This window comes from Serratia sp. LTN-2 (genome assembly GCF_059740205.1).
The window spans coordinates 522,780-548,489 of sequence record NZ_JCAXDO010000002.1; the positions used below are offsets into that span (position 1 = coordinate 522,780).

Consider the following 25,710-nt stretch of genomic DNA (forward strand, 5'->3'; position numbering starts at 1 on the left):
CGCCGGCTGACCAGGCCGGCGGGCCGTTAAACGGATGAAAACCGGCGCGGGAACGGCATAGTACGATAGGTTTTGCCTGTAGCCTTATGCAGCGCGCTGGCCATCGCCGGGGCGACCACCGCAGTCGACACTTCCCCGCATCCCTGCGGCGCACGCGCGCTGTCGAGCACGACCACTTCCACCCTCGGCATTTCAGCGAGCGCAAGCAGCGGATAACGATCGAAATTCCCTTCCACCACGCCGCCCCGTTCGAAATGCAGTTCGCTGTGCAGACAGGTGGTCAACGCGAAACCGATGCCCCCCTCTACGTTGGCGCGCACCAGATTCGGGTTTATCACTTTGCCGCAGTCAATCGCACATATCGCACGGAGCACCCGCAGTCGCCCTTCCTGAATGGCGATTTCAATCACCAAACCGACGTAGGTGGTGAAAGCGTTATTGCGGCCGACCCAAATATTGCACGACATACCGCGATAAACGCCCGGCGGCGGTTCGTGCTGCCAACCTGCCGCCGCCGCGGTAGCGTCCAGTACACGCAACGCTTCCGGGTTGTCCTGCAACAGATGCCGCCGATATTGGTACTCATCCCGGTTGGCCTTATGGCTGAGTTCGCTGATGAAGCTTTCCAAAAAAAACAGGCTGGCGACGCTGCCGACGCCGCGCAGATAGCTCAGGGAGATCGGCTGTTCGACGATGCCGGCCTCTACCTTCAGGTGAGGGATGCGATATGGCGTGCTGTAAACGCACTCCACCATACTTTCATCCCATCCACCGGCCTCTTTTACCGTTTCGCGCCGCATTTGCCAGAAAAGCGACTGCCCGGCATAGCGCGCCCACAATGCCTGCGGGTAGCCGTTTTCATCCAACAGCGCCCGATAATGGCTGATGCAGGCCGGACGATAGTATTCATGCCGCATGTCGATCTCGCGCGGATAGATCACTTTGACCGGTTTTCCTACCGCCCGTGAGGCGGCGGTAGCATGCATCACGGCATCCGGCAGATATTTGCGCCCAAAGCTGCCACCCAGGTAGGTCGTATTCACCACCACATCCGAGGGCGTCAGCCCAAACATTTTCGCCAGAACGTTGCGCACCATATCCTGTCCCTGGAAAGGGCCCCAGGTTTCGATACGGCCCTCGCCGTAATGACTGGTGGCGTTGCAAGGCTCCATAGTGGCATGCGCCACATAAGGCGCGCTGTAACGAGCCTCATGCAGGCACGCCCCCCGCTCAGCGTCGTGGATCAACGCCAACGCCTCACCGCGATCGACCGCCGACACCAAGGTATCGCCGTCCAGCATCGTCAGATTTTCCGCCGCAATCACATTGTCGGTCAGCGCTTGTCCTGCCCCCGGCAACCAGTCGACCTCCAGCAAATCCGCCGCCTTTTTGGCCTGCCAGTAGCTCGCCGCCACCACGACCACCGTATTGAGCGACATATCGTGATCCAAACCGACCATATTGTTCATCGACCACTGCCGGGTCAGCACCAGATCCACCACACCCGGCATGGCCCGAACCTGTCGTTCATTACGCACGGCAACCAGCTTTCCGCTGAGGTCGGGCACCATCCAGGGAACGCCGATCAGCATCTCAGGCAGGTCGATATCAATACCGTAAATCGCGCTGCCGTCCACTTTTTCCGGCGTATCGACCCGCAATAGCGGCTGACCAATAAAGCCATCCCGCTCTTGCGCCTCGCTCTTCAATCCCGGCTGCGGATCCAACGGCAGCTCGGCGGCATAGCCCACCAGATTGCCATAGGCGATCTTGCGTTGCCCGCCCTCTTCAATCACCCAGCCTTTCTCCGTGCGGCACTGCTGCGGTGAGAGCGCAAAATGTTTTGCGCCGGCACGCAGAAAGAAATCTCTCGCCTGTGCGCCGGCCAACCGGGCGCGCTGATAAAATTTGGTCATTGAGGTTGAGGCGGCGACAAACTGTGCAAAAGCCTCGCCCCCGGCAACCTGACGGTAGGCGTCACGACCGGTGACGAATTTCACCGTCACCTGCGCCCAATCGGCATCCATCTCCGCCGCCACCACCTCGGCCAGGCCGGTATAGATCCCCTGCCCGACCTCGCATTGCGACACGCCGATGACGATGCGCCCTTCACGATCGATCCAGATCCAATCGTTCAATTCATACTGGTTGTCCGGAGGCGCCGCGTCCTGCGAAACCACGGCCGCCACGCTGCGCGTCGATATCGGCAACAGCATGGCGGCCACCGCCAACGCGCTGCCTTTAATCAAGGTTCTGCGGGTGATCGCCATGCTTAGGGTTCTCCCTTGTCGGCGGCGCGATGCACCGCCGCGCGGATACGGTGGTAGGTGGCGCAGCGGCACAGATTGGTCAGGCCCGTATCTATCAGCCGGTCGTCCGGCCTCGGGTGCTCCGCCAGCAGCGCGCTGACCGCCATGATCATGCCCGATTGGCAGTAGCCGCACTGCGGCACATCCTCCGCAATCCAGGCCTGCTGCACCGGATGACTGCGATCGGTGGACAACCCTTCGATGGTGGTCACCTGCCGATCGCGCACCAATTGCAGCGGATAGCAACATGAACGCACTGCCTTACCGTCGACATGTACCGTACAGGCGCCACAGGCGCCGATACCGCAGCCGAACTTGGTGCCGGTTAACTTAAAATGTTCCCGAATCACCCACAGCAGCGGCGTATCCGGCTCGCCGTTAAATTCGACCGCCTGGCCGTTCAGATTGAACTTCATGCCATCCTCTCCCCAATCAATGCTTCATCCGACGCTTCACCCACGTCCCGATGCCGATCAATACCAGCAACACACCGCCCCAGAACAAATAAGGCAATGACGCGATCAACCACGGTTTTTCACCGCCCGCCCGCTGCCGAGCCACTTGCTCCGGCGTTATCTTGACCGCCGGATTGCCGAATTGCTGCAATACGTAATTACCCACCTCGGCCAGTTGCCGGTCATCCAGGCTATCGGCGAATCCCGGCATCCAGGTTTTCAGCGTCTCCCCCTGACGCTGCACGCCATGCAGCATCACCATGATCAGGTTATTGGCCTGTTCGTTGCCTACGGTGGAGTTGTGAGTCAAAGAAGGAAAATGGCCGTCGTAGGCGCCTTCGCCGCCCAGGCGATGGCAGCTGGCGCAGGCAGCGGCATACAACGCCTGCCCGGCTGCGCGGCCTTCACCGCCTCCCTGATAGTCATAGGCCGCTTTCGTTCCTTGCACGGTGACGATCGGCGGCGTCTGTTTAAGCCAGTCGGCGATGGCGTCGAGATCGTCGTCACTCAGGAAACGCAGACTATGCTCCACCGCTTCCGCCATGCCGCCGGCCGCCTGGGCTTTGTCATTGCGCCCGGTGCGCAGATACTGCACCAATTCTTTCTGGCTCCAGCCGCCGATGCCGCTGACGGGATCCGAGGTGATATTCGGCGCGATCCAACCGCCGGCCTCCCCCCCAGCCAGATAGCGATCGCGGCGTTCCGCCATCAGCCCGTTACGCGGGCTGTGACACGCCGAGCAATGCCCCAAAACATCTACCAGATAGCGACCACGCGCCTTCTTCTGCTCTTCATCGATGGGCGTTTTTTCCAGAAACAGCCAGTTCCAGCCGTGAATCGCATAACGCCAGGAAAAAGGGAACGCCAGTTGGCTCTCAGGCACCGCACGATCGACCGGGGCAACCCCGGCCATAAAATAGCGATACAGCGCGTGCAGATCGTCATCGCTCAATCCCCGATAAGCGGTATAGGGCATGGCGGGATACAAGGGTTGGCCGTCCCGCCGGATACCCTGCGTCAACGCGCGGCGAAACTCTTGCTCACTGTAGTCGCCAATGCCGGTCCCCTTGGCGGGCGTGATATTGCTGGCGATGATATCGCCCATCGGCGAAGCGATGGCATAACCGCCGACATAGGGGGCGTCCTGTTGGGCGCTGCCGCGGTGACAAGCCGCGCAATCTGCGGCGATAGCCAGATATTTTCCGCGTGCGATGAGCTGTTGGTCATTGTGGCTGGCGAAGACCGGGCAGGAAAAGATCCCCAACACGATAACGCACAGCTGTCGTGCTCTCCGCCAGCGGCCGTTCACGCTTCACCCTCCGGTTTCATCGCATCCGCTCGTTCCTCCGCAAGCAGCGCAAACTCGTCCGGCAACAGATTTTCCTGTTCGAGCATCGCGACCGCGTTATGCTTGATGCCAAACAATACGCGGTAAAAAGCCTCCAGATCGCCGGCCGAAATGCCGTTAAGCAATTTTTGGCGCGCTTGTTGGCTGGAATGATCCAACTGCGCCAGCATCTCCTGCCCGGCCTCGGTCATTCTCACCCCTTTGGCGCGTTTATCTTCGGACAGGGCATCGCGAGCGATAAGCCGGTTTTTTTCCAGAAACAGCAGCGCGCGCGACATCGTCGAGACTTCGGCGTTCAAATGCTGCGAAACGTCTTTCAACGTGCAGCCATCACCCAGATCGGCAATCGCACTCAGCGCCAGCCAATGCGGGCGCGTCAGATTGGTCATTTTCACCGACTGGTCCATCGCCGTGCGCCATAGACGGTTGGTGACATCCAGATGGATGCCCAATGCAGCAGGAAGTTTACGTGGTTGAGACATATCGGATGGCTCTCGATTATTTATTTGCTTGTGCAAACAAATAGTAGATCGAACGTTCTGATGGGATCAAGCAGATGTCGCAGAATAAAATAAAATGTAATTAATACAGATCGATATAACGTATTTTAACGGATTCACTCCCCGACAACGGGGAGCGATAAGAAAAACTCAGTTCCCCGCCACCGCGCAGTGGTAGTCCTGAATTTCACCGGCCGAGCCCAGATTAAGGTCGGTCAGCTTCAAACGGTTCGCCAACAGCAGCATCTCGCCCTGTGGGCTGACCGCCAGCGCCAGGCCATAGTTACCGATGCTGTCACCCTGTTCGACCACATAGTTGTTCAGCAAACGGAAAGGATCTTCCTGGGTTAAATCGGTGCCCGCCAATTTTCTGGCCAGGTATTGATGGCCGACCAATTTCACCGCCAGCGGCCGCCACTGTTGATCTAATTGCTGCGCCTGCTCACCCAACGCGTTATAGACATCCTGGCGCAAACAGGCAACGTGAATATGCAGCTGATCCTGAGAGCGACCATATTTCGAATTGACCGCCAGAGACATCCACGCATCTTTTAACGGTTTACCCAGCTCGCCGGATATATGTTCACGGTTATTCCAGGCCTGAGCGAAATAAGGCGGCGCGTGCTCCGCCTGCAATGCCGGGCTCTCGATACCGCTGACCTTTTCAGTCGGCATCACCAGATCGTGGTAAGGGCCTTTGCTATCCTTGAACAGCACATAACCCTCGGTTAAATCAACCTTTAAGCAGGGTGCCGGATCGTTGTGTTGCTGCTGATTAGGCACGCACTGTTGGCTGACGATTTGCCACAGCGCATTCGGATTGCCGCGCCCGAAGAACCACCACAGCACTGCCGCCAGCAGCAAAATGGCAAGCAAAATAATTAATAGTCTGAAAAGTCTTTTCATCGCGACGTCCTGTTTATCTATTCCATACCGAAAGGAGCGCCAGCATAAACCAAGGCGCTTATCGTCACCAGAATATTATCCTTAGCGTCACCTTTCATTGACGTCTTGTTATCAAGAGAAATTAAAAATAAGGGTTTACCTAAGTAATTTAAGGTAAATTAATACCGCAGGTTGAATATGAGTGTGATATAAGCAGCCGAACTCTCTTTATATAAGGAACCGACAAGATGCCAACGATGGGCAAATCCCTGCATTATCTCGACGTGGGCTCAGGCTTTCCGTTGCTGCTGGGCCACAGCTATCTGTTCGATCTGAACATGTGGGCACCGCAGTTCGAGGCGCTGGCCAAACGTTACCGCCTGATCGTGCCTGATCTGTGGGGCCACGGCGACTCCCCGGCGCTGCCGCCTGGGCGAAACAGCCTGTCGGATATCGCCGCCGATCATTTGGCGCTGATGGATCATTTGGATATCGCAGAGTTCGGCATCGTCGGCCTGTCCGTCGGCGGCATGTGGGGCGCGGAACTGGCGGCGCTGGCACCGGAGCGGGTGAAAGTGTTGGCGCTGCTGGACAGCTACCTGGGCGACGAAACGCCGGAGGCACGGCAGCGCTATATGGGCATGCTGGCCGCCGTGGAACAGGCCGGTGCCATCACGTCGCCTCTGCTGGAATATATCGCCGCGCAGTTCTATTCCGACGAGGTGCCCGATGCGCTGTCACAGCCATTGCTGGCCCATCTGCAGAACCTGCCCGCCGATCGGCTGCGCGACAGCATCGTGCCGCTGGGCCGGATGATCTTCGGTCGCCCCGACAAGCTGGCGCTGCTGGAAAACATCACCGCCGCCAGTATCGTCATCACCGGCGCGCAGGATAAACCGCGTCCACCGACGGAAGGCCAGCGCATGGCGGATCTTCTCGGCTGTCGGCATGTGCTGATCCCCAACGCCGGCCATATCAGCAACAAAGAAAACCCGACGGCGGTCAACGAAACGCTGCTGGCGTTTTTAGCTGAAAACACCACTCCGCTGTTTTGGTGAGATTCTCCGGGCCGTCAGGCCCGGCGAGTCATGCCTGGCGCCGCATAAACCCGTGCCGGCTCAATATTTCCTGCCCCTGTTCGCTCAAGATAAATGCGGCCAACCGCTGCGCTTCTTCATCCAGCAGGCATAGGCCGTAATCCGCCTCGATGTCCAGCGGCGGCGGCAACGTTCGCACCACCAACGTCGGGTAGGCCGCCAACGCCGGCGCATAGCTGGCGTAGCCGAGAAAAATGTCCGCCTGCCCGCTGGCTATCAGATACTCCGCCGCCAGTCGGCCCGCCGGTACCGGTGCGGAATCTATCCCGCCAACCAGCGGCAACGCCCGCCGGCGCAGCGCTTCCCCTTGCCCCGGCCAGGATTGTTCACAGCGTTCGAAAAGCCGCTGCGCATAATCGCCGGAGGGATCGGCTCCCGGCGTCGAGGTGGCAAGCCGCCAGCGCGGATCGCACAACACCTCAGGTAGCGGACGCTCGGTTAATGCCGGCACGTTGCGCACCGTGGCGCATAGTCGATTGTGCGCAAAAATCTGCACCGCGCCCGCGATACCGAGATCCGCCAACCTTTGCGGATGCGCCACGTTGGCCGAGGCGAACAGCTGCGGCCGCTCACCGTTCTCTATCCGTTGGCGCAATAGCCCCGCCGGGCCGAATTCCGCCGAGACCTTTTGCCCGGTGTCGCGCTGAAACGCCGACAGCAGCGGCGCAAACGCCAGCCGCAGGCTGCCGGCGGCAAACAGCAGGATATCACTCATCATGTCGCTCCAATTGGCTGCGATACAACGGCACCAGCGTCGCGTAACGGCGGCCCGCCACCGTCAACGGCACCCGTTCGATCGCCAGTTCAAACAAGGGCGACAGGGATTGCGCCGTTAACACCTCGCGGCAGGCACCGAGCTGGCTACGCCCTTCCTTGCCCAGCAGCAAAGCCCGATCGGCCACCGCATGAGCATGGTTGGGCTGATGGGTGGAGAACGCCACCGCCAACTGCTGCTCCCGCGCCAGGCGCGCCATCAGGCTCAACACCCGATCCTGGTAATGCAGATCCAGCGCCGAAGTCGGTTCATCCAAAATCAACACCTCGCAGCGCATCGCCAACGCGCGGGCGATCATCGCTAATTGACGTTGACCGCCAGATAGGCTGCCGAATTCTCGCGCCGCCAGCTCTTGTAAACCCAACGTTTGCAACGCTTCTCTCGCCAGTCGATGATCTTTGGCTGACGGTGAACGGAACAGGCCGACATGGCGCGCCCGCCCCATCAATACGATATCCAGCACCCGATAGGCAAACGGCGGCGAAAAGTGCTGCGGGACAAAGCCAATCTCACCGTAGCGCTCAATCTCGCCGGATTGCGGCGTCAGGCTGCCTAACAACAGCTGCAGCAGCGTGCTCTTGCCGCACCCATTGGGGCCCAATACCGCCAGCACTTCGCCGCGCCGCAGCTGAATGTCCAGGTGTTGGAACAGCGGTGCCTCACCCGGCCAGGCGAAGCTCACCCCCCTGGCGGCCAATAAGGTGTCAGTCATGCCAGCCTCTCACTTGCGCGCGGCGCAGCAGCAGCGCGAACAGCGGCGCGCCAATCAGCGCGGTCAGAATGCCCAGCGGGATTTCACCGCTGCTCAGCGTGCGCGCCAAATCGTCGATCAACAGCATGTACAGGGCACCCAGGCAAAGCGAAGCCGGCAGCAGACGCCGGTGATCCGGCCCCACCAGCCGCCTTGCCACGTGCGGTATCACCAGACCGACCCAACCGATGCTGCCGCTGACCGCCACCTGGGCGGCCACAATGGCGGCGCACAGCGTCAAAATCAGCCAGCGGGTACGCTCAACGTTGATGCCCAATGCACCGGCATCCTCATCGCCCAACGACAGCAGATTGATGCGCCAACGCAGCGCCAGCAGCAAACCGCCGGCCAACAGCAAAGGCACAAACAGCATCAGCAGCTTTTGCCGATCGGCGGTGGCAAAGCTGCCGAGCAGCCAGAACACGATGCTCGGCAGCTTTTCTTCGGTATCCGCCAGATATTGCATCAGGCTGACGCAGGCGGAGAAAAAGCCGCTGAGGATCACCCCCGCCAGTACCAAAGTGAGAATATTGCGCCGCGCAATGGCGCTGGTGAGAGTGAAAATCAGCAGCAGCGCCGCCATGCCGAAAACAAAAGCCGACAACAGCAGCGCCGCCAACGGCAGGCTGAGCAGGATAGCCAGCGTGCCGCCAAAGGCGGCGCCGGACGACACGCCGATAATATGCGGATCGACCAGCGGGTTGCGAAAGACGCCCTGCAAAGTCGCGCCGCACAGGGCCAGCGCCGCGCCGGCGCCCATCGCCAACAGCACCCGCGGCACGCGCACCCCGAGGATCACCTGGCGCTGAATGGCGTCGATGCCTGCATAATGCTGCCCGGTGAACGGCTCCAGCAGGATCATCAGGCTGTGCGTCATCGGCACCTGAAAGCGGCCGACGCCAAGCGAAAACAGCGCGCAGCACAGCGTCAGCAGCGCCAGCCAGCCCAGCCTCATTGCCCGCTCTGGCAGCAGGTGGCGCGATAATAGCGTTGATAATAAGCGTCGACCCGTTGCTGCAGATTGATATCGGCAAAACGCTGCGGGTAAAGCTTTTTCGCCATCCACAATTCACCCAGCGCCATCGCCTCCGGCATCGGATATCCCCAGGCCTTGGCGTACTCCGGCATCAGGTAGACCCGCTTATTCTTCACCGCGTCGATCGGCTGCCACTGCGGCGCCGTCAGGATCTGTTTCACCACGTCCGGGTAACGCTCCTGCACGAAGATCACCGCCGGATCCCAGCGCAACACATCTTCGATAGAGACCTGCTTAAACCCCTGAATATCTTTCGCCGCCACATTGAGCGCACCGGCGTGCTGCATCATCAGCCCGGTATATTTACCGGCGCCGTAGGTGGTGAGATCGGGGTTGGCCATATAAACCCGCACCCGCTGGTCTTCCGGCAGATCGCGCAGCCGTTCGGCGACCAGCGCGCGCTGTTGAATGACGTCCTTGATCAGCGCTTCAGCCTGAGGCTGCCGCTCCATCACCTCGCCAATCAGGCGAATTCCGTCCTGCAGGCCCAACGTATAGGCCCGATCCTCATCGCTCAGCTGTGGATTCATTTTGCCCGCCTGATCGGCCGCTTCGCGACGCAGCGAGATCGCCACCACCGGAATCCCCGCCCGTTCGATCTGCGCAATCATTTCCGGCGGCGCATAGTTGGCCACGAACACCACCTGCGGATGCAGGCCGAGCAGGCTTTCGATATTCACCGAAGTCAGGTCGCCCGGCATCGGCAAGGTTGCCAACGTCGGCGCCAGCCGCAGGTAGTTTGGCCCCAGCTGCTTTTTCCAACTGCTGAGCACGCCGACCACCTGCGGCATCGCATCAAGCTGCACCAGCAGGTTCAGCGTCTGATGTTGCAGCACCACGGCGCGGGTGATGTGATCGGGCAGCGTGACCTGGCGGTTGAGCTGATCGGTGACCTGGCGATCCGCCAGGGCGGCGGTGGAAAACAACGCAAGCGCCAACAGCAGGCGCGGGAGAGAGTTAAACATGGCAGTGACCGGTTGACTATCGTTATATAGCTAATGATATAGCGATGAGCATGGCGAAACAATCAGCGAGATCAAGCCTCACGCCATGTGTACAGGAAGAAAAGTGAGGGGGAACATTGACTAAAGCAGCGCTCCGCCGTAACGCCGGCGGAGCCTGAGAGCGCAAAGAATGCGTGAAAAACGCTTATTGGCCGATAGAGGTCAGCCCCTGACGAATGCCTTCGTCAGCCTGTTGGCACCACGCCTGCAGACCCTGTGGCGCTTCCTTTTCCAACGCAACCACTTTGCCGTCGTCGTTCAGCACATTGCCTTCACGGCCCATCGCTTCACGCTTGTCGCCATCGCGGGTGTCGACACCGCCGGGAATGGCGGCCACGTAGGCCACCATTTTCTTGGCGTTGTCGATGCTGTCCGCTTTCAGGAAACCTTTATCGACGCAGTAAGACATCAGCCCGCTGGTATTACGCGTAATGTCATAGACGTTTTTCAATGCGGCAGGGTCCATCCCTTCGGCGTTAGCGGTGTTGAACAGGCCCAGGGTCGCGGCAATCACGCCGGTCAGAATAGTTTTTTTCATTGTTAACTCGTTTTAATAATGAAGTATTTAAGTTTGAATTATTCACAAAAAGAATGTGAATACCGGTACGGTATAACGACGGCCTAGATTAACACAACCCTAACGCGTTAATAACTGTGATTAAGTTAACCTCTGATAAAATAAAAACGCATGATTGGGTAATAATCCCCGGCTCTGCGCTATTTCTCTCTCGTCAGGCATTATCGTTAAAAATACGAATAATAAATAATTTCATGAAGAGATTATTTTCAACGAAAGCGTTCGTCTCCGCGCCGCGCTTTGCGAAAACCACTGGCTTGGCATAGCCTGTTAGAACGCCCCATGGCACAGTGAGAGAGGGCTCACATGCAACAGGCCATCCTGCCGCCGCAATGCGACAACCAGAGCATTCTCGATATCACGATGAATTTATATCTTTATCCGGCGGTGCTTATCGCGCATCGCCTAGGTATATTTGAGTTTATCGCTGAATATCCCCGCACGTTAACAGACATTTGTTTCACAGCGCATCTGGAGAGACGACCGGCTGAAGCCTTGATGACGGCGTTGCAATCTTTAAAATTAATTATCCCCATCGGCGGAAAATTGACTCTCGCACCCGAAACCGAAAGCTTTCTGCTAAAAAAGAGCCCTCATTACTTTGGTTACTATTGGGATTTACTGTATGAAAACAGTGAAACCTTCTCGTTAAAAAATATGGAGTGCGCCATTCGGAAAAACACCTCACAGGCCTATGGCGAACCAGAAGTCTTCGCCACGCACGAGTTCGATGCGGAAAAAGCGCGCCAATTCACGCGCGCCATGCACAGCCTGAGCATCGGTTCCGCTTGCGTTTGGCCGACGCGGCTTCCTTTGGCAGCGCATCGCGTGGCGTTGGATATCGGCGGCGCTTCCGGCGCACACGCCATCGGCCTGGTAACTCATTGGCCCGAGCTGATGGGTATCGTGTTCGACCTGCAGGAAATAGGCCCACTGGCGGACGACTACGCCCGGCAATACGGTTTAAGCTCGCGTATCACCAGCTGCTGCGGCGACATGTGGCAAGATCCTTATCCCGCCGCCGATCTGCATGTGTATTCCAATGTTTTCCACGACTGGAGGCCGGATAAAAACCGTTTTCTGGCGCAGAAAAGCTACGACGCACTGCCCGTCGGCGGGAGAATAGTGATACACGAGGCGCTATTCGACGACGACGGCGGCCCGCCAACTCTCGCCGGTTACAATCTTCTGATGCTCAGTTGGACGACGCAGGGCCGCCAATACTCCGGCAGGGAAATCAGCGACCTGCTGCGCGACGTCGGCTTCACTACGCCGCAGGTGATACCGTCGCTCGGCTACTACAGCATCGTAACGGCGCAAAAACCCCAGGCTTAGCGGTTCACCGAGCGCGCCATGCGGCTGTAGGTGTGGCGCACGCCGCGGATCGCCACGCTGTAGGCGAAGATGTTTTCCGGCAGCGCCAGCCCCAGATAGCCGGTATCGCCGATATGGTGCAGATCCGCCCCGGCCATTTTGCTCATCAGCGCGATCTGCCGCACGGTCTGCACGTCGGCGCCCTCTTGCGAGGTGCCGATCGCCGTCATCGCCAGCGCGCCCTGCCGCTGGGCAAAAGCGATCAACGCCGCGACTTTCTCCTGCGACATGCCGGGAATGGTGCCCGGCGCCGGCAACAACACGATGTCCGCGCCGTTCTCCACGAACAGCGCGATATCCTGCTCGCCGATCAGCTGGCTGCCGCTTTCGCGCACGATGCCGGCGCCGTGCATCTTGCCGGTCACCAGCACCATCTCGTCGCCCACTTCGTCGCGGATCGCTTTCAGCGCAGCGGCGATCGCCTGATTGCTGACGCCGTTGTTCGGGTTGCCGGTCAGCACCACCATGCGCGCGCCGAGCTGATACAGCTTGCGCGCATTCTCGGCGGTGGCGGCGCGGCCCGCCGTCATCTGCCAGAAATCGTTATGTTCGGTGGCGAAGGCCGGATCGACGGCCTCCAGATTCACCCCGATAACCCGCCCGGTCAGCCGCTGCAGCGTGCGCAGCGCCTCCTGTGGCGGCACGTCGGCGGGCAGGCCCGCGATGTGTGGCTGATCGACGTCGAACAGGTTCAACAGCAGCAGGTCGGCGCCCTGGCTGGCCGCCAGTTCGGCGTTGGTGACGTTATTGAGCAGCGGCTGAGTGACCGCAATGGTTTCGCTGACCAGAATGCGTCCTTCACTGGCGCGGATGGCATAGAGCAGATCGGCTTTGCCGATATCGGCCAGATCGCTGGCGCTGCAGTCCAGATAACGTTTCATGAGACAGGCTCCGATGACGTTGGCGGGAATGGATGGTGCCCCTCTCCCACCGCAGTGAAAGAGGGGGAAGACTTACTTCAGCGTAAAGCTTTGCGCCTGCACGTTGTCGGAATCCAGGCCAACGAACACGTTGAATTTACCCGGCTCCGCCCCCCACTTCAGGCTGGCGTTGTAGAACTTCAGATCCTCTTCGCTAATCGGCAGCTCAACCTGTTGCGACTGACCGGCCTTCAGCGTCACTTTCTTGAAGTTGCGCAGCTCCTTCACCGGCCGGCTGACCGAGGCGGTCACGTCCTGCAGGTACAGCTGCACCACCGTGGCGCCGTCGTACTTGCCGGTATTCTTCAGCGTGACGCTGGCAGTTAGTTTGCCGTTGCGCGCCATCGTCGGGCTGGACAATTTCAGATCCGACAGGCTGAAGGTGGTGTAGCTCAGGCCGTAACCGAACGGATACAGCGGGCCGTTAGGCGAATCGAAGTAGCGCGAGGTGTACTTACCGGGGTTCTCCTTGCCGAACGGCCGGCCGGTGTTCAGGTGGTTGTAGTACATCGGGATCTGGCCGACCGAGCGCGGGAAGGTCATCGGCAGCTTGCCCGACGGGTTGTAGTCGCCGAACAGCACATCAGCCACCGCGTTGCCGCCTTCGGTACCGCTGTACCAGGTTTCCAGCATGGCGTCCGCCTGCTCGCTCTCCCAACTCAGCGCCAGCGGCCGGCCGTTCATCAGCACCAGCACCAGCGGCTTGCCGGTGGCTTTCAACGCGGCGATCAGATCGCGCTGGCTCTGCGGAATCGTAATGTCGGCGCGGCTGGAGGCCTCATGCGCCATGCCCTGCGATTCGCCCACCACCGCCACCACCACGTCGGCCTTGTTCGCCGCCTGCACCGCTTCGTCGATCATCTGCTGCGGCGAACGGGTGTCGAACGCCACCGCCGGTTCATACTCGTTGAGATAGTCGATGATGCCTTTATCCTGCGTGACGTTGGCGCCCTTGGCGTAAAGAATGCGCGCCTTGTCGCCCACCGCCCGCTCCAGCCCTTCGCGCAGGGTGACCGACTGCTTGACCACCCCGGCAGCCGACCAGCTGCCCATCACGTCGCGCTGGCTGTCGGCCATCGCCCCGACCAGCGCAATGGTCGCCTGCTTGCTCAACGGCAGCGTCTGCTTATCGTTCTTCAGCAGCACCATCGTCTTGCGCGCCACCACCCGCGCTTCGGCGCGGTGCAGGCGGCTTTCGGCGTTGGTGTCCTGCGGATCGGAACCCACCGGCCCCAGATGCACATACGGATCCTTGAACAGCCCCATGTCGTACTTGGTGTTCAGCACGTCGCGGCAGGCGCGATCGATGTCGCTTTCAGGCACCAGCCCGTCTTTCACCAGACCCGGCAGGTATTTGTCGTAAAACTCGTCGCTCATGCTCATATCGACGCCGGAGGTGATCGCCAGGCGCACCGCGTCACGCGCGTCGGCGGCCACGCCGTGTTTAATCAGCTCTTTAATTGCGCCATGGTCGCTGATGGTGATGCCTTTAAAGCCCCACTGGTCGCGCAACAGATCTTTCAGCAGCCACGGGTTAGCGGTGGCCGGCACGCCGTTCACCGAGTTGAGCGACACCATCACCCCGCCGCTGCCGGCATCCACCGCCGCTTTGTAAGGCGGCAGATAGTCCTGATGCATGCGCAGCGGGCTCATGTCGACGGTGTTGTAATCGCGGCCGCCTTCGACGGCGCCGTACAACGCAAAGTGCTTGACGCTGGCCATCACCGAACCGGGCTTGGCCGGATCGCCGTTCTGGAAACCGTCGACCATCACTTTGGCGATTTTCGATACCAGCCAGGTGTCTTCGCCGAAGCCTTCGGAGACCCTGCCCCAGCGCGGATCGCGGGTGATATCGACCATCGGCGCGAAGGTCATGTTGAGGCCGTCGTCGCTGGCCTCCTGCGCCGCCACCCGGGCACTGAGCGCAATGGCCTCCAGATCGAAGCTGGCCGCCAGCCCCAGGCTGATCGGGAACACCGTGCGCTGGCCGTGCACTACGTCATAGGCGAAGAACAGCGGAATTTTCAGGCGGCTGAGCTGCATCGCCTGATCCTGCATCACCCGGATATCCGGCCGGGTGACGGTATTGAAGATGGCGCCGATCTGCCCGTTGCGGATGCCCTCGCGGATCGCTTCTTTCGGGTTATCCGGCCCGACGCTGATCAGCCGCAGCTGGCCGATCTTCTCTTCCAGCGTCATCTGCTTCATCAAATGGGACACGAAGGCGTCGCGCTGCTGGGCGTGGATGCCCTGCGCTATCGGCGTTTCCTGCGCAAAAGCCGGGCTGAGGGCCAGACCGGACAACATACTCACCACACAAAGCCATTTCATCTTGTTTTATCTCAGGCGTGTTTCCGCCGCCAACGCCGCGGAGTTTAATCGGAGTGAAGAAACAGTTTGCCACACTCTGTTTCATCGCCAAGGGAATTCGCATCGGTAATGTTTACAAAGCATTACAGGTTATCGGCAGGTAATTCTGTAACCGGGCGCGGCTGCCGGCGGCCTCAACCGTCAGAAAATCGATAAGCTGTGTCAACGCCGGCGGCGCCACCGTGCGTTCAGGATAGACCAAATAATAGGCCGCGCCGCTGCTGACGCAGAGCGGGAACGGCGTGACGATGCGTTGCGCCTGAATATCCTCCTCCAGCAGGCACAGATCGCCGATGGCGATGCCGAACCCCTGCAGCGCGGCGCTCATCGCCAGATCGAGGGTATCGAAATGCTGAGCCTTGCCGGACGGCAGCGCATCGGCGCCCGCCGCCTTCAGCCAGCGCAGCCAGTCGCGCCGATCGCGCGTCGGGTGCAGCAGGGTTTGGTCCGTCAAATCCGCCAGCCGGGGCGTCGGCGGCAGAAACGTCGGCGTGCAGACCGGCGTGAGAATTTCATCGAACAGCAGGTGCGCGGTCAGCTTTTTACCCGGCGGCCGGCCGAACACCACCGCGGCGTCAAACTGCTCGGTACTGAAATCCAGGCCGTGCGACACCGAGGCGGTCAGCTCGATGTGCATGTCCGGCCGTTCATTCTGCAGGCGAATGATACGCGGCAACACCCAGCGCATGGCGCAGGTCGGGCATTTGATGCGCAGCGCCCCTGGCGGGGCGGCGGCCCGCGTCAGGGCTTCATCCAACTGCCCCAGCGCCTGCTGCACCGGCGCCAGCAACTGCGCGCCCTGCGGCGTCAGCGCCAGACCGCGCGCCTGGCGGCTGAACAGCGGATAGCCCAGGCGCTGCTCCAGCCCGAGGATTTGCCGGCTGACCGCCCCCTGCGTCAGGTGCAGCTGCCGGGCGGCATGGGTAAAGTTGAGGCGTTGCGCCACCACCACAAAGGTTTTCAACACGTCGAGCGACGGCAGGGATATCGGCATAGCGTGCCTCGATTAGCCATGATCTGAATGCATGGCAAGTATGACAAACTTTCCCTTGTCCGCCTACGCCGGCTGATGCTTAATCGCTCAACACTTCCCTGTTTGCCTGGAGCCCATCATGCAGAGCGCCTGCTCTTCCCGCTCGAAGCTGCCGGACGTCGGCACCACCATTTTCACCGTCATTGGCCAACTCAGCGCCGAACATCAGGCCCTCAATCTGTCGCAGGGCGCGCCCAACTTCGCCGGTGATCCGCAACTTGTCGAGGCAACGGCGCAAGCCATGCGTGCAGGTCATAACCAATACGCGCCGATGAGCGGCGTGGCGGCGTTACGTGCTGCCCTGGCGGAAAAAGCTGAACGATTGTACGGCGCGCGCTATGACGCCGACGAAGAAATCACGGTGATCGCCAGCGCCAGCGAAGGGCTGTACTCGGCGATCAGCGCGCTGGTGCACCCCGGCGACGAGGTGATCTATTTCGAACCGGCGTTCGACAGCTATGCGCCGATCGTGCGCCTGCAGGGCGCCACGCCGGTGGCGATCAAGCTTTCGCTGCAGGACTTTCGCGTCGACTGGGACGAAGTGGCCGCCGCCATCAACGGCAAAACGCGCATGATCATCGTCAACACGCCGCACAACCCGACCGGCGCGGTGTTTGACGAGCACGACATCGAACGCCTGACCGCCCTGACCCGCGACACCGACATCGTGATCCTGTCCGACGAGGTCTACGAGCACGTGGTGTTCGACGGCGATATTCACCACAGCATGGCGCGTTACCCGCAGCTGGCGGAACGCAGCGTGATCGTGTCGTCGTTCGGTAAAACCTACCACGTCACCGGCTGGCGCGTCGGCTATTGCCTGGCGCCGGCGGCGTTGATGGACGAGATCCGTAAAGTGCACCAGTTCATGGTGTTCTCCGCCGATACGCCGATGCAGCACGCCTTCGCTGCCGCGCTCGCCAACCCGCAGAGCTACCTGGGGCTGGCGGCGTTTTACCAACAAAAACGCGATCTGCTGGCCAGCGCCCTGCAGGATTCACGCTTTGAGCTGCTGCCCAGCCGCGGCAGCTTCTTCATGCTGGCCCGTTTTAGCGGCTTCAGTCACGAAAGCGACAATGATTTCGCCGTGCGCTTGATCCGCGAAGCGAAGGTGGCGACGATCCCGCTGTCGGCGTTCTACAGCGACGGCACCGATACCGGCCTAATCCGGCTGAGTTTTTCCAAAGATAACGAGACCCTGCTGGAAGGCGCGCGCCGCCTGAGCCAGGTGTAATTTTTTGTCCGACCATGGGAAAGGGGCACTGCCTATGAAAGCTCTGAAAACGCTGTTCGCCGCCGGATGCCTGCTGGCCGCCGGCGCTTCCTCCGCGGCGGAAAACAGCCTGCGCTTCGGCGTGGAAGCACTGTATCCGCCGTTCGAATCCAAATCCGCCAGCGGCAAACTGGAAGGATTCGACATTGAACTGGGCGACGCGGTATGTGCCGCCGCGCAGTTGCAATGCAGCTGGGTGGAAACCTCGTTCGACAGCCTGATCCCGGCGCTGCAGGCACGCAAATTCGACGCCATCAACTCGGCGATGAACGTGACCGAACAGCGGCGTCAGGCGATCGCCTTTACCGACGCCATCTATCAGGTGCCGAACCGCCTGATCGCCAAAGCGGGCAGCGGCCTGCTGCCGGACGCCAAAACGCTGGCGGGCAAACACGTGGGCGTGCTGCAAGGATCGATTCAGGAGATCTACGCCAAAACCCATTGGGCGCCGGCGGGTGTGGACGTGGTGTCGTATCAGGATCAGAATCAGGTTTATCTCGATCTGGCAGCCGGTCGGCTCGACGCCACGCTGGTAATGGCACCGTCGGGGCAAAGCGGCTTCCTGTCGCAGCCGGATGGCAAGGGCTTCGCCTTCGTCGGCGCGGCGGTGCACGACGACAAGATCCTCGGTGAAGGCATCGCCTTCGGCCTGCGCAAAGGGGATGAGGCGCTGAAGAAAAAACTGGACGCCGCCATCGCCAAAGTGAAACAGCAAGGCACGGTGGCGGCGCTGTCGAAGAAGTATTTCGGCGATATCGACGTGACGGTGAAGTGATGGACGGGGGCGGCACCGCCGCCCCCCAGCGCGTTTAGCGATCGAACACTGAGCTGTTCAGCGCACGATCCTGCTGATGACGCTCCAGCGCCAATTCGATCAGACGCGTGATCAGCGCCTGATAGCTGACGCCGCTGGCGGCCCACAGCTTGGGATACATGCTGATGTTGGTGAAGCCCGGCAGCGTGTTGATTTCGTTGATTACCACCTGGTTGTCCGGCGTCAGGAACACATCCACCCGCGCCAACCCAAAGCACTCCAGCGCGCGGAACGCCTTCAGCGCCACCTCGCGAATGTGGTCACTCACTTCCGGCGCGATCGCCGCCGGCACCACCACCTGAGCGCCCTGCTCGTTGATGTATTTGGTGTCGTAGGAGTAGAAGGCATCGCTCAGCACGATCTCGCCGCACACACTGGCCTGCGGATCGTCGTTGCCCAGCACCGCACACTCGATCTCGCGGCCGACGATCGCCGACTCCACCAGCACCTTGTGATCGAAACTGAAGGCCAACGCTACCGCCGCATCGAACTCAGCGCGGTTTTCCACCTTGCTGACCCCGACCGACGAGCCCTGGTTGGCCGGCTTGACGAACAGCGGCAGGCCGAGGCGCTCGCTCAGTTGCTCAAACGTAAACCCGACGCGGTTGGCGCGCGTCAGGGTGACGAACGGCGCCACCGCCAGCCCGGCGTCGCGCAGCAGGCGTTTGGTCACGTCTTTATCCATGCTGACCGCCGAGCCGAGCACCCCGGCACCGACGAACGGCATATTGGCCATGCGCAGCAGCCCCTGCAGCGAGCCGTCCTCCCCCAGCGTGCCGTGCACGATCGGGAAGATGACGTCTAGCTGGCCCAGCGCGCCGGCGCTGCCCGCTTCGATCAGCTGCTGCTTTTCCTGGCCCGGGATCAGCGCCACGTTCTTGTTCGAGCGGTTCAGCGCGATCAGCGCCGGGTTTTCGGCGTTAAGCAGGTAGTTGGAGGCGTCATTGATGTGCCACTGCCCCTGTTTGTCGATCCCCAGCAGCGTGACATCGAACTTCTCTTTGTCGATTGCATCCACAATGTTTTTGGCCGACTGCAGCGACACCTCATGCTCCGCCGATTTACCGCCAAAAATCACCCCAACACGTAGTTTAGTCACGCCTTAAATCCTTCTGAAAAATCATGGCAAAAAAGTCGTTCATCACAATAAACGCATTGCCTGGCGGCGGCAATCGTTGTTGCCAGAATCTTCTTACGCCACAGAATGCCACATCGCCACCATCCTAAACGTATACACTTCATATATTGTTCACTTAGGGAGACGCCGATGGGCATCGTAAAAATTTCAGACGCGCTGCATGACGATCTGCGCCTCGCCAGCCTCACCATGACGCGCTCGATCAACGCGCAGGCCGAGTACTGGATCAAGATCGGCATGCTGGCGGAGTTCCATCCGGAGCTGACCTACCCGCAACTGGTAAAAAAAATGATGAAAGATAACGCGCTGACGCTGAAGGAGATTGTCGGGTGAAACAGATTGTGATTAAAACGCCGGAAGAGATTGCCAAAATGCGCCATTCCGGCGCCCTGCTGGCTAAAGTGTTCGCTATGCTCGATGAGGTGATTGTCGAAGGCATCTCCACTATGGAGATCAACGACCGCGCCGAGGCGTTTATCGTCGAAGAATTGAAATCGCGCCCGGCCAGCAAGGGGCAGTATGATTTCCCCTATGTGCTCAACACCTCAGTCGACGACGTGGTGTGCCACGGGGTGCCGTCGGCCAGCAAAATCCTGCGTTCCGGCATGATCGTCAACGTGGACATCACGTTGGAAAACGGTGGCTACATCGCCGACTCCAGCAAGATGTACTGCATCGGCCAGGTGACGCCGCTGGCCAAACGGCTGGTGAACAACGTCTATGAGTCGATGTGGCAAGGCATTCGCGCGGTAAAACCGGGCGCCACCCTGGGGGATATCGGCCACGCCATCCAGCGGCACGCCGAACAGGCCGGCTATAGCATCGTACGGGAATATTGCGGCCACGGCATCGGTCGCGACATGCATGAAGAGCCGGCGGTGTTGCACTACGGCCAACCCGGCAGCGGTATGGTGCTGCAGGAAGGCATGGTGTTCACCATCGAGCCGATGATCAACCAGGGCGATCGCCGCATCAAGCAGAAGAAAGACGGTTGGACGGTGGTGACGCGCGACAAAAAATTGTCGGCGCAGTGGGAGCACACCGTGGCGGTCACCGCCGACGGCGTGGAGATCCTGACGCTGCGCGACGAAGAGCGTCAGGCCGGCTATACAGAACGCTACTAAGTCAATAAGCCATTAGCTTATGAACGCAGTACGCCAGCATAGCGAACCCGACTGCACTCACGCCCTTTCTTCTGCCGAGGTTTGTCCAGAAGAAAGGGATACGCCGAACGACGCGGCCTTTACACCTGAAGGCTGCGTTGTTGATTGGGTACAGCGATCAATATGATCGAGTTTGCGATGCTGGAAAACACCAACAGTATAATCAGCATATTTACTGCGCTCACGCCAAGCATTCCCATAATCCAGATGTAGCCTGCAGAAAACGCGATCTGGCAAATCGCCAGTACGGAGCTCGCCAAGCCGGCATTTTGTTTAAACGGCTTAAGCGCCTGGCTCATTAAGACCCCAAACCCCATAGCGAAACTCACGCCAATCATGGCGAATCCAACGAGATTTAAATAGGTGCTCAGGTAGAGCGCCTGCGTAAAGAAAAATACGCAGGCACAGGTTAAAAACAACATCTGAGACAGAAAAAGAACCGTTGTTTGGCCCAACCGAGAAAGCAAGTAAGGCATTAAAAATGAAGTGATCATGCTAAAGCTTGCAAGCACAGCCATCGATATAGAGTATTGCGCGGTAGAAAACCCCATTTGGGTTATTAAAATAATTGGCGAGGTATTCACATAGGTCAAGATCGCTGTGATTGACAGGCAGGTTATGAATAAACGGCTTATAAATAATGATGAGAGCAGACTTTCACCACTGAGGTCTGTTGTTTGATGTGCGTCTTTATTCTTATGGTAGGTTTCATCAAGCCAGACTAAACAGACAAAACATGATATTCCGGCGAAAATGGCCATACCGGTGAAGAGGCTTGGCCATTTGAAATTCATTAACAGTAAATACCCCAGCACTGGGGCGATAACGGGAACAATGCAGGTAATGCCGTTAATCACGGAGAGCACTTTTGAACGCTTATCATCGTCCAGAGCATCCCTCAGAATAGCAAAAGTGACGACATAACAGAAACCGGCACCGACGCCTTGCCAAAACCGAGCAAAAAGAAACTGATCGGCCGTGATAGTCAAGGCTGCGCCATATGAAGCACAGGAAAAAATAAGCGCACCCAATAACGCAATGGGTTTTCGACCAAACCGATCGGAGACTATCCCCGCGATAATCATGGTTGATGCCATACCCGCCAAATAAATTGAAAATGCGGTATGCAGGTCGACGGCAGAAGCATTCAGATCCCTGGCAATATCAGGTAAGCCTACAAGATATAAGTCCACACCCAAAGGATAAATTAAAATTAACATAAGACAGCATGTAAGACATTTACGCATACAGAGTTCCTGACAGTTCCAGAGCATAAAAATATAAATAAAACTAATTAAGAAAGAGTCACTAAACCAGAAAAGCCCAATTAAAGACTACGCATACCTTGTTGTATCACTCCCCTGACAGCGGTGTGTTTTTTATTTTTATGATAAAAATCATAGCCATATGATCACCTGAAGTTTTTTTGATTTGTGCAAGATCCATCGCGGTAGTGAGCATGGTTTTATTTACAAGATAAATCAAGGGCTTTTTAATTACATGCAGGTATTATTGATTTGTAAATTATATCCATCACTATGGTTAAGTATGAATATAAAAAATAACTTTACATTACGTTATGTATTTGTATAATTTTTTCGTGATTTGTAATTAAAAAAATCATTTTATTTACAATTTACCGTGCTCTTAAGCGAGATAGGGATATTGTTATGCCAGGATGGATGATGGCTTTGACTGTGTGAGGGGAATTATCTGCCTCATGGCTTTTACTGCAAACCATCTTTTTTTATTTTCGTCATTGAATATATAACCGGCTATCAATCTCGCATGGCAATTCAAAGTACGCATATTCAATGCAGTACAGTTTTTATAATACAGAATTTATATGGTGTTAAATAATAGTGCATAAATATTTTTATTGTTAAGTCACCTCAAAGGAGATAATGTGTGAGGCATTTATCACGGAATGTCAAATTGTCATCGTTAGGGCTAACGCTTGATTTATCTAATTTTAACCTTAAAGATATAATCACAAAAAGTAAGTTCACGATTTACAATCAAGAAATCAGTCCGTATATAGTAAAAAGCATCGCAGAGGAAAATATTCGCAAGCAGCTAGCCAATGACTACAATGTTTACTCCGAATTGTCATGGTTTTCTGAAAGACAAAAATACGGATATTTATTAATGCGTAATTGTTTTTCGACCGAAGCACTTCCCCCTACCCCATGCAATGATGAAGCACCTGATACAAGTTTATGGATTGAACCCGCGTCAACGTTAATGGCCATGCTAGGTGTTACTGGACACACCGTTTCTTCTTACCTGAATGAAATGCAAGGCCGGTTGGCGCATATGGTTATGCCTGCAAAAAACAACGAAAAGTCTTGGGTTCGCTCCACAAAGTCGTTATCTCCACATACTGAGGTCGTCAATGGCCACTGGTCGGAAATGCTGCCTGACGATACCCAAAATCAGATTATTGCTCCTGAGGTGTTTGCACTGGCGTGTTTGAGAAACCCGATTCAAGCGGCAACAACAATTTGGTCATTGGATGACATTCTTAACAATTTAAGTTATGCGACCATAGAACAACTAATGCGCCCTGAATATATCGCCAATAGCCAATCCAGTTTTGACGTTGACTCAAAAATAGAGAATGTCAGTGTTATTGGTGATATCAACGGCAGACTGGTGATTAGATACAGCAATTCTAAACTTGTCGGGATCAACGATGCTGCTAATGAAGCATTGGAAAAACTAAGAAAGCACCTGTCTGATCCTCAATATATCAACAAAGTTGTTTTGCAGCCTGGGGACATCCTCATCATCAACAACAGAATCGCCCTGCATGGGAGAGATAACCTTTCCGGTTCGGCAAATTATGACGGGAATGATCGCTGGTTGATTAGAATGTATGGTTTTTCACATAATTCGTGGAAAAAACTCAAACACCTCCCGGAAAAACAACACGTTGTTTTGGCTTGATTGATAAGGATTAATTAGAATGTTTTCACCATTAGTGGGCAGTGACAGACTTTTAGATGCAAACGGGCACCCTATTCAATTTAGAAAGGGAAAAGGATACCGAATCGAAGATACTCGCGGCAATGAGTATCTGGATTTCGTTTTAGGCATAGGCCCCGTTATATTGGGACACAGCCATCCTGGTTTTAATAAAAAATTGAGTGATGCTCTCTGTTTGGGATTGTCTTTCCCTGGGTTCGGCGAGGTACACAGCCTGCTATCCGACCTGTTTGAAAGTGTCTATGTCGGCTCCAAAGTTATCTCCTTATTTAAAACCAGCTCTGAGGCCGTAACGGCATCGTTCCGCTGCGCAATGATGGAAACCGAGCGTAAAAAGATCCTGAGGTGCGGTTTCTTGGGATGGCATGACGCCCAGCTCTATATGTCGCCGAGCTGGCATGAAGCCTTGGGCAGCGCCAAAAGAAACGATTTACGTTATGTAAAAGGCATGCGCGGTGTCACTGGTGAAGAGGCCGTTTTCAACTGGATTAATGGCGACCTGTCTGAGTTGGATAAACTGCTTCAGGAACATGGAAACGACATTGCCATATTTGCACTGGACGTGTATCAACTGGCGTTCTTCCCCGAAGAGAAGATTAAGTCTGCAATAGAAATGTGCAAGACTTATGGCATAAAAATACTGTTGGATGAAACGAAAACAGCGGGAAGAACCAACCCTGGCGGTTACTTGGCGAACCATCCAGATTTCGATCCTGATTATGTGGTATTAGGTAAGGCGATAGGAAATGGCTTGCCTCTTGCTGTTCTGATCGGGAAACCTGACAGCATTGCCATCTACCGCGAAGCGCGTATTGGTGGAACACACACCAAAGAAATACTTTCCCCCCATGCGGCCCTTGCCGTGGCGGAAATCATGAAAGAGTGCGATGGCTATAATCTGATTTCACAAGCCGGTGGAGCCATCGTGACGACGTTGAATTCCGCCTTTAAAGAAGCCGGAACCGATAATCTATTGATCGCTAAACCACTTTTCAATAACGCCCTTTTTGATCTGGTGTTTAGTCAAGAGCTGGTCAATGACGTTATGTTGAGGGGCCGCTTGAAGAGTGAGCTTATGCGGAATGGTTTGCTGATTATGGAGGGGCACAACTCCTTTGTCAGTCTGGCTCATAGTAACCTGAATCATGACGAGCTATTTTCACTGGCCCATAAAGCGGCAAAAAACTGGCTAGCCGCCATGTAGTTAACGCCTTAGTCGCTAAGCATCGGCTATTTCCCCCTGTTTAAGACATCTATTATGATGCATTTTAATGTTTTATTGGTGACATCATTTTAATTCAAAGTGAGCTTGACGCTATGAAAAATGAAATTTACAGTTTATTGAAAAACTACCAAACCGACTATGAGAAAGAGCAAGAGCACAAGCTGAATATGTTGAGTATTCTGCAAAGCCGAGATGATGTATTATTTGAAACCTCTAAACTTGGGCATTTTACGGCATCCGCCTGGGTATTAAATCATGATAAGACTAAAGTATTGCTGACACTGCATGCAAAGTTAAATCGATGGTTCCAACTGGGTGGGCACATCGAGCGCAGCGATAAAACATTTTTAGACGCCTGCCTAAGAGAGGCGCAGGAAGAAAGCGGTATCCAGAACATAGCGGCTGATGGGGCCTTTGTGATTGATATCGACATACATTCAATACCTGAAAACCCTAAAACCGCAGCCCATCTTCATTATGATATCACCCTGTGTTTGATCGCAGATAAACACGCCGAAACCGCGCTTTCCAAAGAATCGACGAAATTGGAATGGATACCCATTAGTGAAGTCAAATCCATCACCGACGATCCTGCCGTGGTACGCATGGCAGAAAAAACCATGCTGTTATCTTAGCCAATCGGTATATTTTGGGGCGTCAGGCCCCTTTTTCGCC

At 56.8% G+C, this 25,710-nt stretch carries 24 protein-coding genes; 9 read left to right on the forward strand and 15 right to left on the reverse strand.

The window, feature by feature from the left end; all coding sequences use genetic code 11:
* Positions 1 to 26: 26 nt before the first annotated feature.
* The 5 genes from AC6BYQ_RS06235 to AC6BYQ_RS06255 all read right to left on the reverse strand — a co-directional run bounded on the left by AC6BYQ_RS06235 (position 27) and on the right by AC6BYQ_RS06255 (position 5,518).
* A complete protein-coding gene (locus AC6BYQ_RS06235; RefSeq protein WP_498056514.1) occupies positions 27 to 2,270 on the reverse strand; it encodes a xanthine dehydrogenase family protein molybdopterin-binding subunit in 2,244 nt (747 codons plus the stop codon).
* 2 nt (positions 2,271 to 2,272) lie between these two features.
* The gene (locus AC6BYQ_RS06240; protein WP_019453919.1) at positions 2,273 to 2,725 is read right to left on the reverse strand and encodes a (2Fe-2S)-binding protein; all 453 of its coding nucleotides are present in this window, start codon (positions 2,723 to 2,725) and stop codon (positions 2,273 to 2,275) included.
* A 16-nt stretch (positions 2,726 to 2,741) separates the two neighbouring features.
* Positions 2,742 to 4,073, reverse strand: coding sequence for a c-type cytochrome (locus tag AC6BYQ_RS06245; protein WP_498056515.1), 1,332 nt, complete (start codon positions 4,071 to 4,073; stop codon positions 2,742 to 2,744).
* A complete protein-coding gene (locus AC6BYQ_RS06250) occupies positions 4,070 to 4,594 on the reverse strand; it encodes a MarR family winged helix-turn-helix transcriptional regulator (protein ID WP_025160011.1) in 525 nt (174 codons plus the stop codon). Before AC6BYQ_RS06250 ends, AC6BYQ_RS06245 begins: the two co-directional genes overlap by 4 nt.
* 168 nt (positions 4,595 to 4,762) lie before the next feature.
* The gene (locus tag AC6BYQ_RS06255; RefSeq protein ID WP_498056516.1) at positions 4,763 to 5,518 is read right to left on the reverse strand and encodes a CDP-diacylglycerol diphosphatase; all 756 of its coding nucleotides are present in this window, start codon (positions 5,516 to 5,518) and stop codon (positions 4,763 to 4,765) included.
* Positions 5,519 to 5,754: 236 nt separating this feature from the next.
* Between AC6BYQ_RS06255 and AC6BYQ_RS06260 the strand changes: the two genes are divergently transcribed.
* Positions 5,755 to 6,555, forward strand: a complete 801-nt coding sequence (locus AC6BYQ_RS06260; protein WP_019453923.1) for an alpha/beta fold hydrolase — start codon at positions 5,755 to 5,757, stop codon at positions 6,553 to 6,555.
* 28 nt (positions 6,556 to 6,583) lie between these two features.
* On the opposite strand, the gene AC6BYQ_RS06265 is transcribed toward AC6BYQ_RS06260, so the two are convergent.
* The 5 genes from AC6BYQ_RS06265 to AC6BYQ_RS06285 all read right to left on the reverse strand — a co-directional run bounded on the left by AC6BYQ_RS06265 (position 6,584) and on the right by AC6BYQ_RS06285 (position 10,698).
* On the reverse strand, positions 6,584 to 7,309 hold the full coding sequence (locus AC6BYQ_RS06265; RefSeq protein ID WP_080356215.1) for a substrate-binding domain-containing protein: 726 nt from the start codon (positions 7,307 to 7,309) through the stop codon (positions 6,584 to 6,586).
* Positions 7,302 to 8,081, reverse strand: a complete 780-nt coding sequence (locus tag AC6BYQ_RS06270) for an ABC transporter ATP-binding protein (protein ID WP_498056517.1) — start codon at positions 8,079 to 8,081, stop codon at positions 7,302 to 7,304. Before AC6BYQ_RS06270 ends, AC6BYQ_RS06265 begins: the two co-directional genes overlap by 8 nt.
* The gene (locus AC6BYQ_RS06275) at positions 8,074 to 9,075 is read right to left on the reverse strand and encodes a FecCD family ABC transporter permease (protein WP_498056518.1); all 1,002 of its coding nucleotides are present in this window, start codon (positions 9,073 to 9,075) and stop codon (positions 8,074 to 8,076) included. Before AC6BYQ_RS06275 ends, AC6BYQ_RS06270 begins: the two co-directional genes overlap by 8 nt.
* The gene (locus tag AC6BYQ_RS06280) at positions 9,072 to 10,121 is read right to left on the reverse strand and encodes an ABC transporter substrate-binding protein (protein ID WP_198635643.1); all 1,050 of its coding nucleotides are present in this window, start codon (positions 10,119 to 10,121) and stop codon (positions 9,072 to 9,074) included. The genes AC6BYQ_RS06275 and AC6BYQ_RS06280 overlap by 4 nt, the downstream gene beginning before the upstream one ends.
* A 184-nt stretch (positions 10,122 to 10,305) precedes the next feature.
* A complete protein-coding gene (locus AC6BYQ_RS06285; RefSeq protein WP_019453929.1) occupies positions 10,306 to 10,698 on the reverse strand; it encodes a hypothetical protein in 393 nt (130 codons plus the stop codon).
* A 345-nt stretch (positions 10,699 to 11,043) separates the two neighbouring features.
* Here AC6BYQ_RS06285 and AC6BYQ_RS06290 point away from each other — a divergent pair, with 345 nt between their 5' ends.
* Positions 11,044 to 12,072: a methyltransferase gene (locus AC6BYQ_RS06290; protein ID WP_019453930.1), complete on the forward strand. Its 1,029-nt coding sequence runs from the start codon at positions 11,044 to 11,046 to the stop codon at positions 12,070 to 12,072.
* Here AC6BYQ_RS06290 and AC6BYQ_RS06295 read toward each other — a convergent pair.
* The 3 genes from AC6BYQ_RS06295 to AC6BYQ_RS06305 form a co-directional block, all read right to left on the reverse strand.
* Positions 12,069 to 12,992, reverse strand: a complete 924-nt coding sequence (locus AC6BYQ_RS06295) for a DUF7916 family protein (protein ID WP_019453931.1) — start codon at positions 12,990 to 12,992, stop codon at positions 12,069 to 12,071. The genes AC6BYQ_RS06290 and AC6BYQ_RS06295 overlap by 4 nt on opposite strands.
* Positions 12,993 to 13,064: 72 nt before the next feature.
* The gene (bglX, locus tag AC6BYQ_RS06300; RefSeq protein ID WP_498056519.1) at positions 13,065 to 15,362 is read right to left on the reverse strand and encodes a beta-glucosidase BglX; all 2,298 of its coding nucleotides are present in this window, start codon (positions 15,360 to 15,362) and stop codon (positions 13,065 to 13,067) included.
* A gap of 112 nt (positions 15,363 to 15,474) precedes the next feature.
* Positions 15,475 to 16,395 carry a LysR substrate-binding domain-containing protein gene (locus AC6BYQ_RS06305; RefSeq protein ID WP_074054796.1) on the reverse strand — a complete coding sequence of 307 codons (921 nt, stop codon included), beginning with the start codon at positions 16,393 to 16,395 and terminating at the stop codon, positions 15,475 to 15,477.
* 118 nt (positions 16,396 to 16,513) lie between these two features.
* On the opposite strand from AC6BYQ_RS06305, the gene AC6BYQ_RS06310 reads away from it, so the two are divergent.
* Together AC6BYQ_RS06310 and AC6BYQ_RS06315 are read left to right on the forward strand one after the other, a co-directional pair.
* Positions 16,514 to 17,668: a pyridoxal phosphate-dependent aminotransferase gene (locus tag AC6BYQ_RS06310; protein WP_074054797.1), complete on the forward strand. Its 1,155-nt coding sequence runs from the start codon at positions 16,514 to 16,516 to the stop codon at positions 17,666 to 17,668.
* 34 nt (positions 17,669 to 17,702) lie between these two features.
* The gene (locus AC6BYQ_RS06315) at positions 17,703 to 18,482 is read left to right on the forward strand and encodes an ABC transporter substrate-binding protein (protein WP_019453935.1); all 780 of its coding nucleotides are present in this window, start codon (positions 17,703 to 17,705) and stop codon (positions 18,480 to 18,482) included.
* Between the two features lie 34 nt (positions 18,483 to 18,516).
* Here the strand turns inward: AC6BYQ_RS06315 and ddlA are convergent, their stop codons facing one another.
* A complete protein-coding gene (ddlA, locus tag AC6BYQ_RS06320) occupies positions 18,517 to 19,620 on the reverse strand; it encodes a D-alanine--D-alanine ligase (RefSeq protein ID WP_440529336.1) in 1,104 nt (367 codons plus the stop codon).
* Between the two features lie 168 nt (positions 19,621 to 19,788).
* Here ddlA and AC6BYQ_RS06325 point away from each other — a divergent pair, with 168 nt between their 5' ends.
* Both AC6BYQ_RS06325 and map read left to right on the forward strand, forming a co-directional pair.
* Positions 19,789 to 19,992: a ParD-like family protein gene (locus AC6BYQ_RS06325; RefSeq protein ID WP_006324220.1), complete on the forward strand. Its 204-nt coding sequence runs from the start codon at positions 19,789 to 19,791 to the stop codon at positions 19,990 to 19,992.
* Positions 19,989 to 20,783, forward strand: coding sequence for a type I methionyl aminopeptidase (gene map / locus AC6BYQ_RS06330; RefSeq protein WP_198635649.1), 795 nt, complete (start codon positions 19,989 to 19,991; stop codon positions 20,781 to 20,783). Before AC6BYQ_RS06325 ends, map begins: the two co-directional genes overlap by 4 nt.
* 119 nt (positions 20,784 to 20,902) lie before the next feature.
* Here map and AC6BYQ_RS06335 read toward each other — a convergent pair whose 3' ends face one another.
* Positions 20,903 to 22,069 carry an MdtL family multidrug efflux MFS transporter gene (locus tag AC6BYQ_RS06335; protein ID WP_154746736.1) on the reverse strand — a complete coding sequence of 389 codons (1,167 nt, stop codon included), beginning with the start codon at positions 22,067 to 22,069 and terminating at the stop codon, positions 20,903 to 20,905.
* A gap of 661 nt (positions 22,070 to 22,730) precedes the next feature.
* On the opposite strand from AC6BYQ_RS06335, the gene AC6BYQ_RS06340 reads away from it, so the two are divergent.
* The 3 genes from AC6BYQ_RS06340 to AC6BYQ_RS06350 all read left to right on the forward strand — a co-directional run bounded on the left by AC6BYQ_RS06340 (position 22,731) and on the right by AC6BYQ_RS06350 (position 25,670).
* A complete protein-coding gene (locus AC6BYQ_RS06340; protein WP_498056520.1) occupies positions 22,731 to 23,771 on the forward strand; it encodes a Fe(II)-2OG oxygenase family protein in 1,041 nt (346 codons plus the stop codon).
* Between the two features lie 19 nt (positions 23,772 to 23,790).
* On the forward strand, positions 23,791 to 25,014 hold the full coding sequence (locus tag AC6BYQ_RS06345) for an aminotransferase class III-fold pyridoxal phosphate-dependent enzyme (protein ID WP_154746734.1): 1,224 nt from the start codon (positions 23,791 to 23,793) through the stop codon (positions 25,012 to 25,014).
* A 113-nt stretch (positions 25,015 to 25,127) separates the two neighbouring features.
* On the forward strand, positions 25,128 to 25,670 hold the full coding sequence (locus tag AC6BYQ_RS06350; protein ID WP_154746733.1) for an NUDIX hydrolase: 543 nt from the start codon (positions 25,128 to 25,130) through the stop codon (positions 25,668 to 25,670).
* The last annotated feature ends 40 nt before the right edge of the window (positions 25,671 to 25,710 follow it).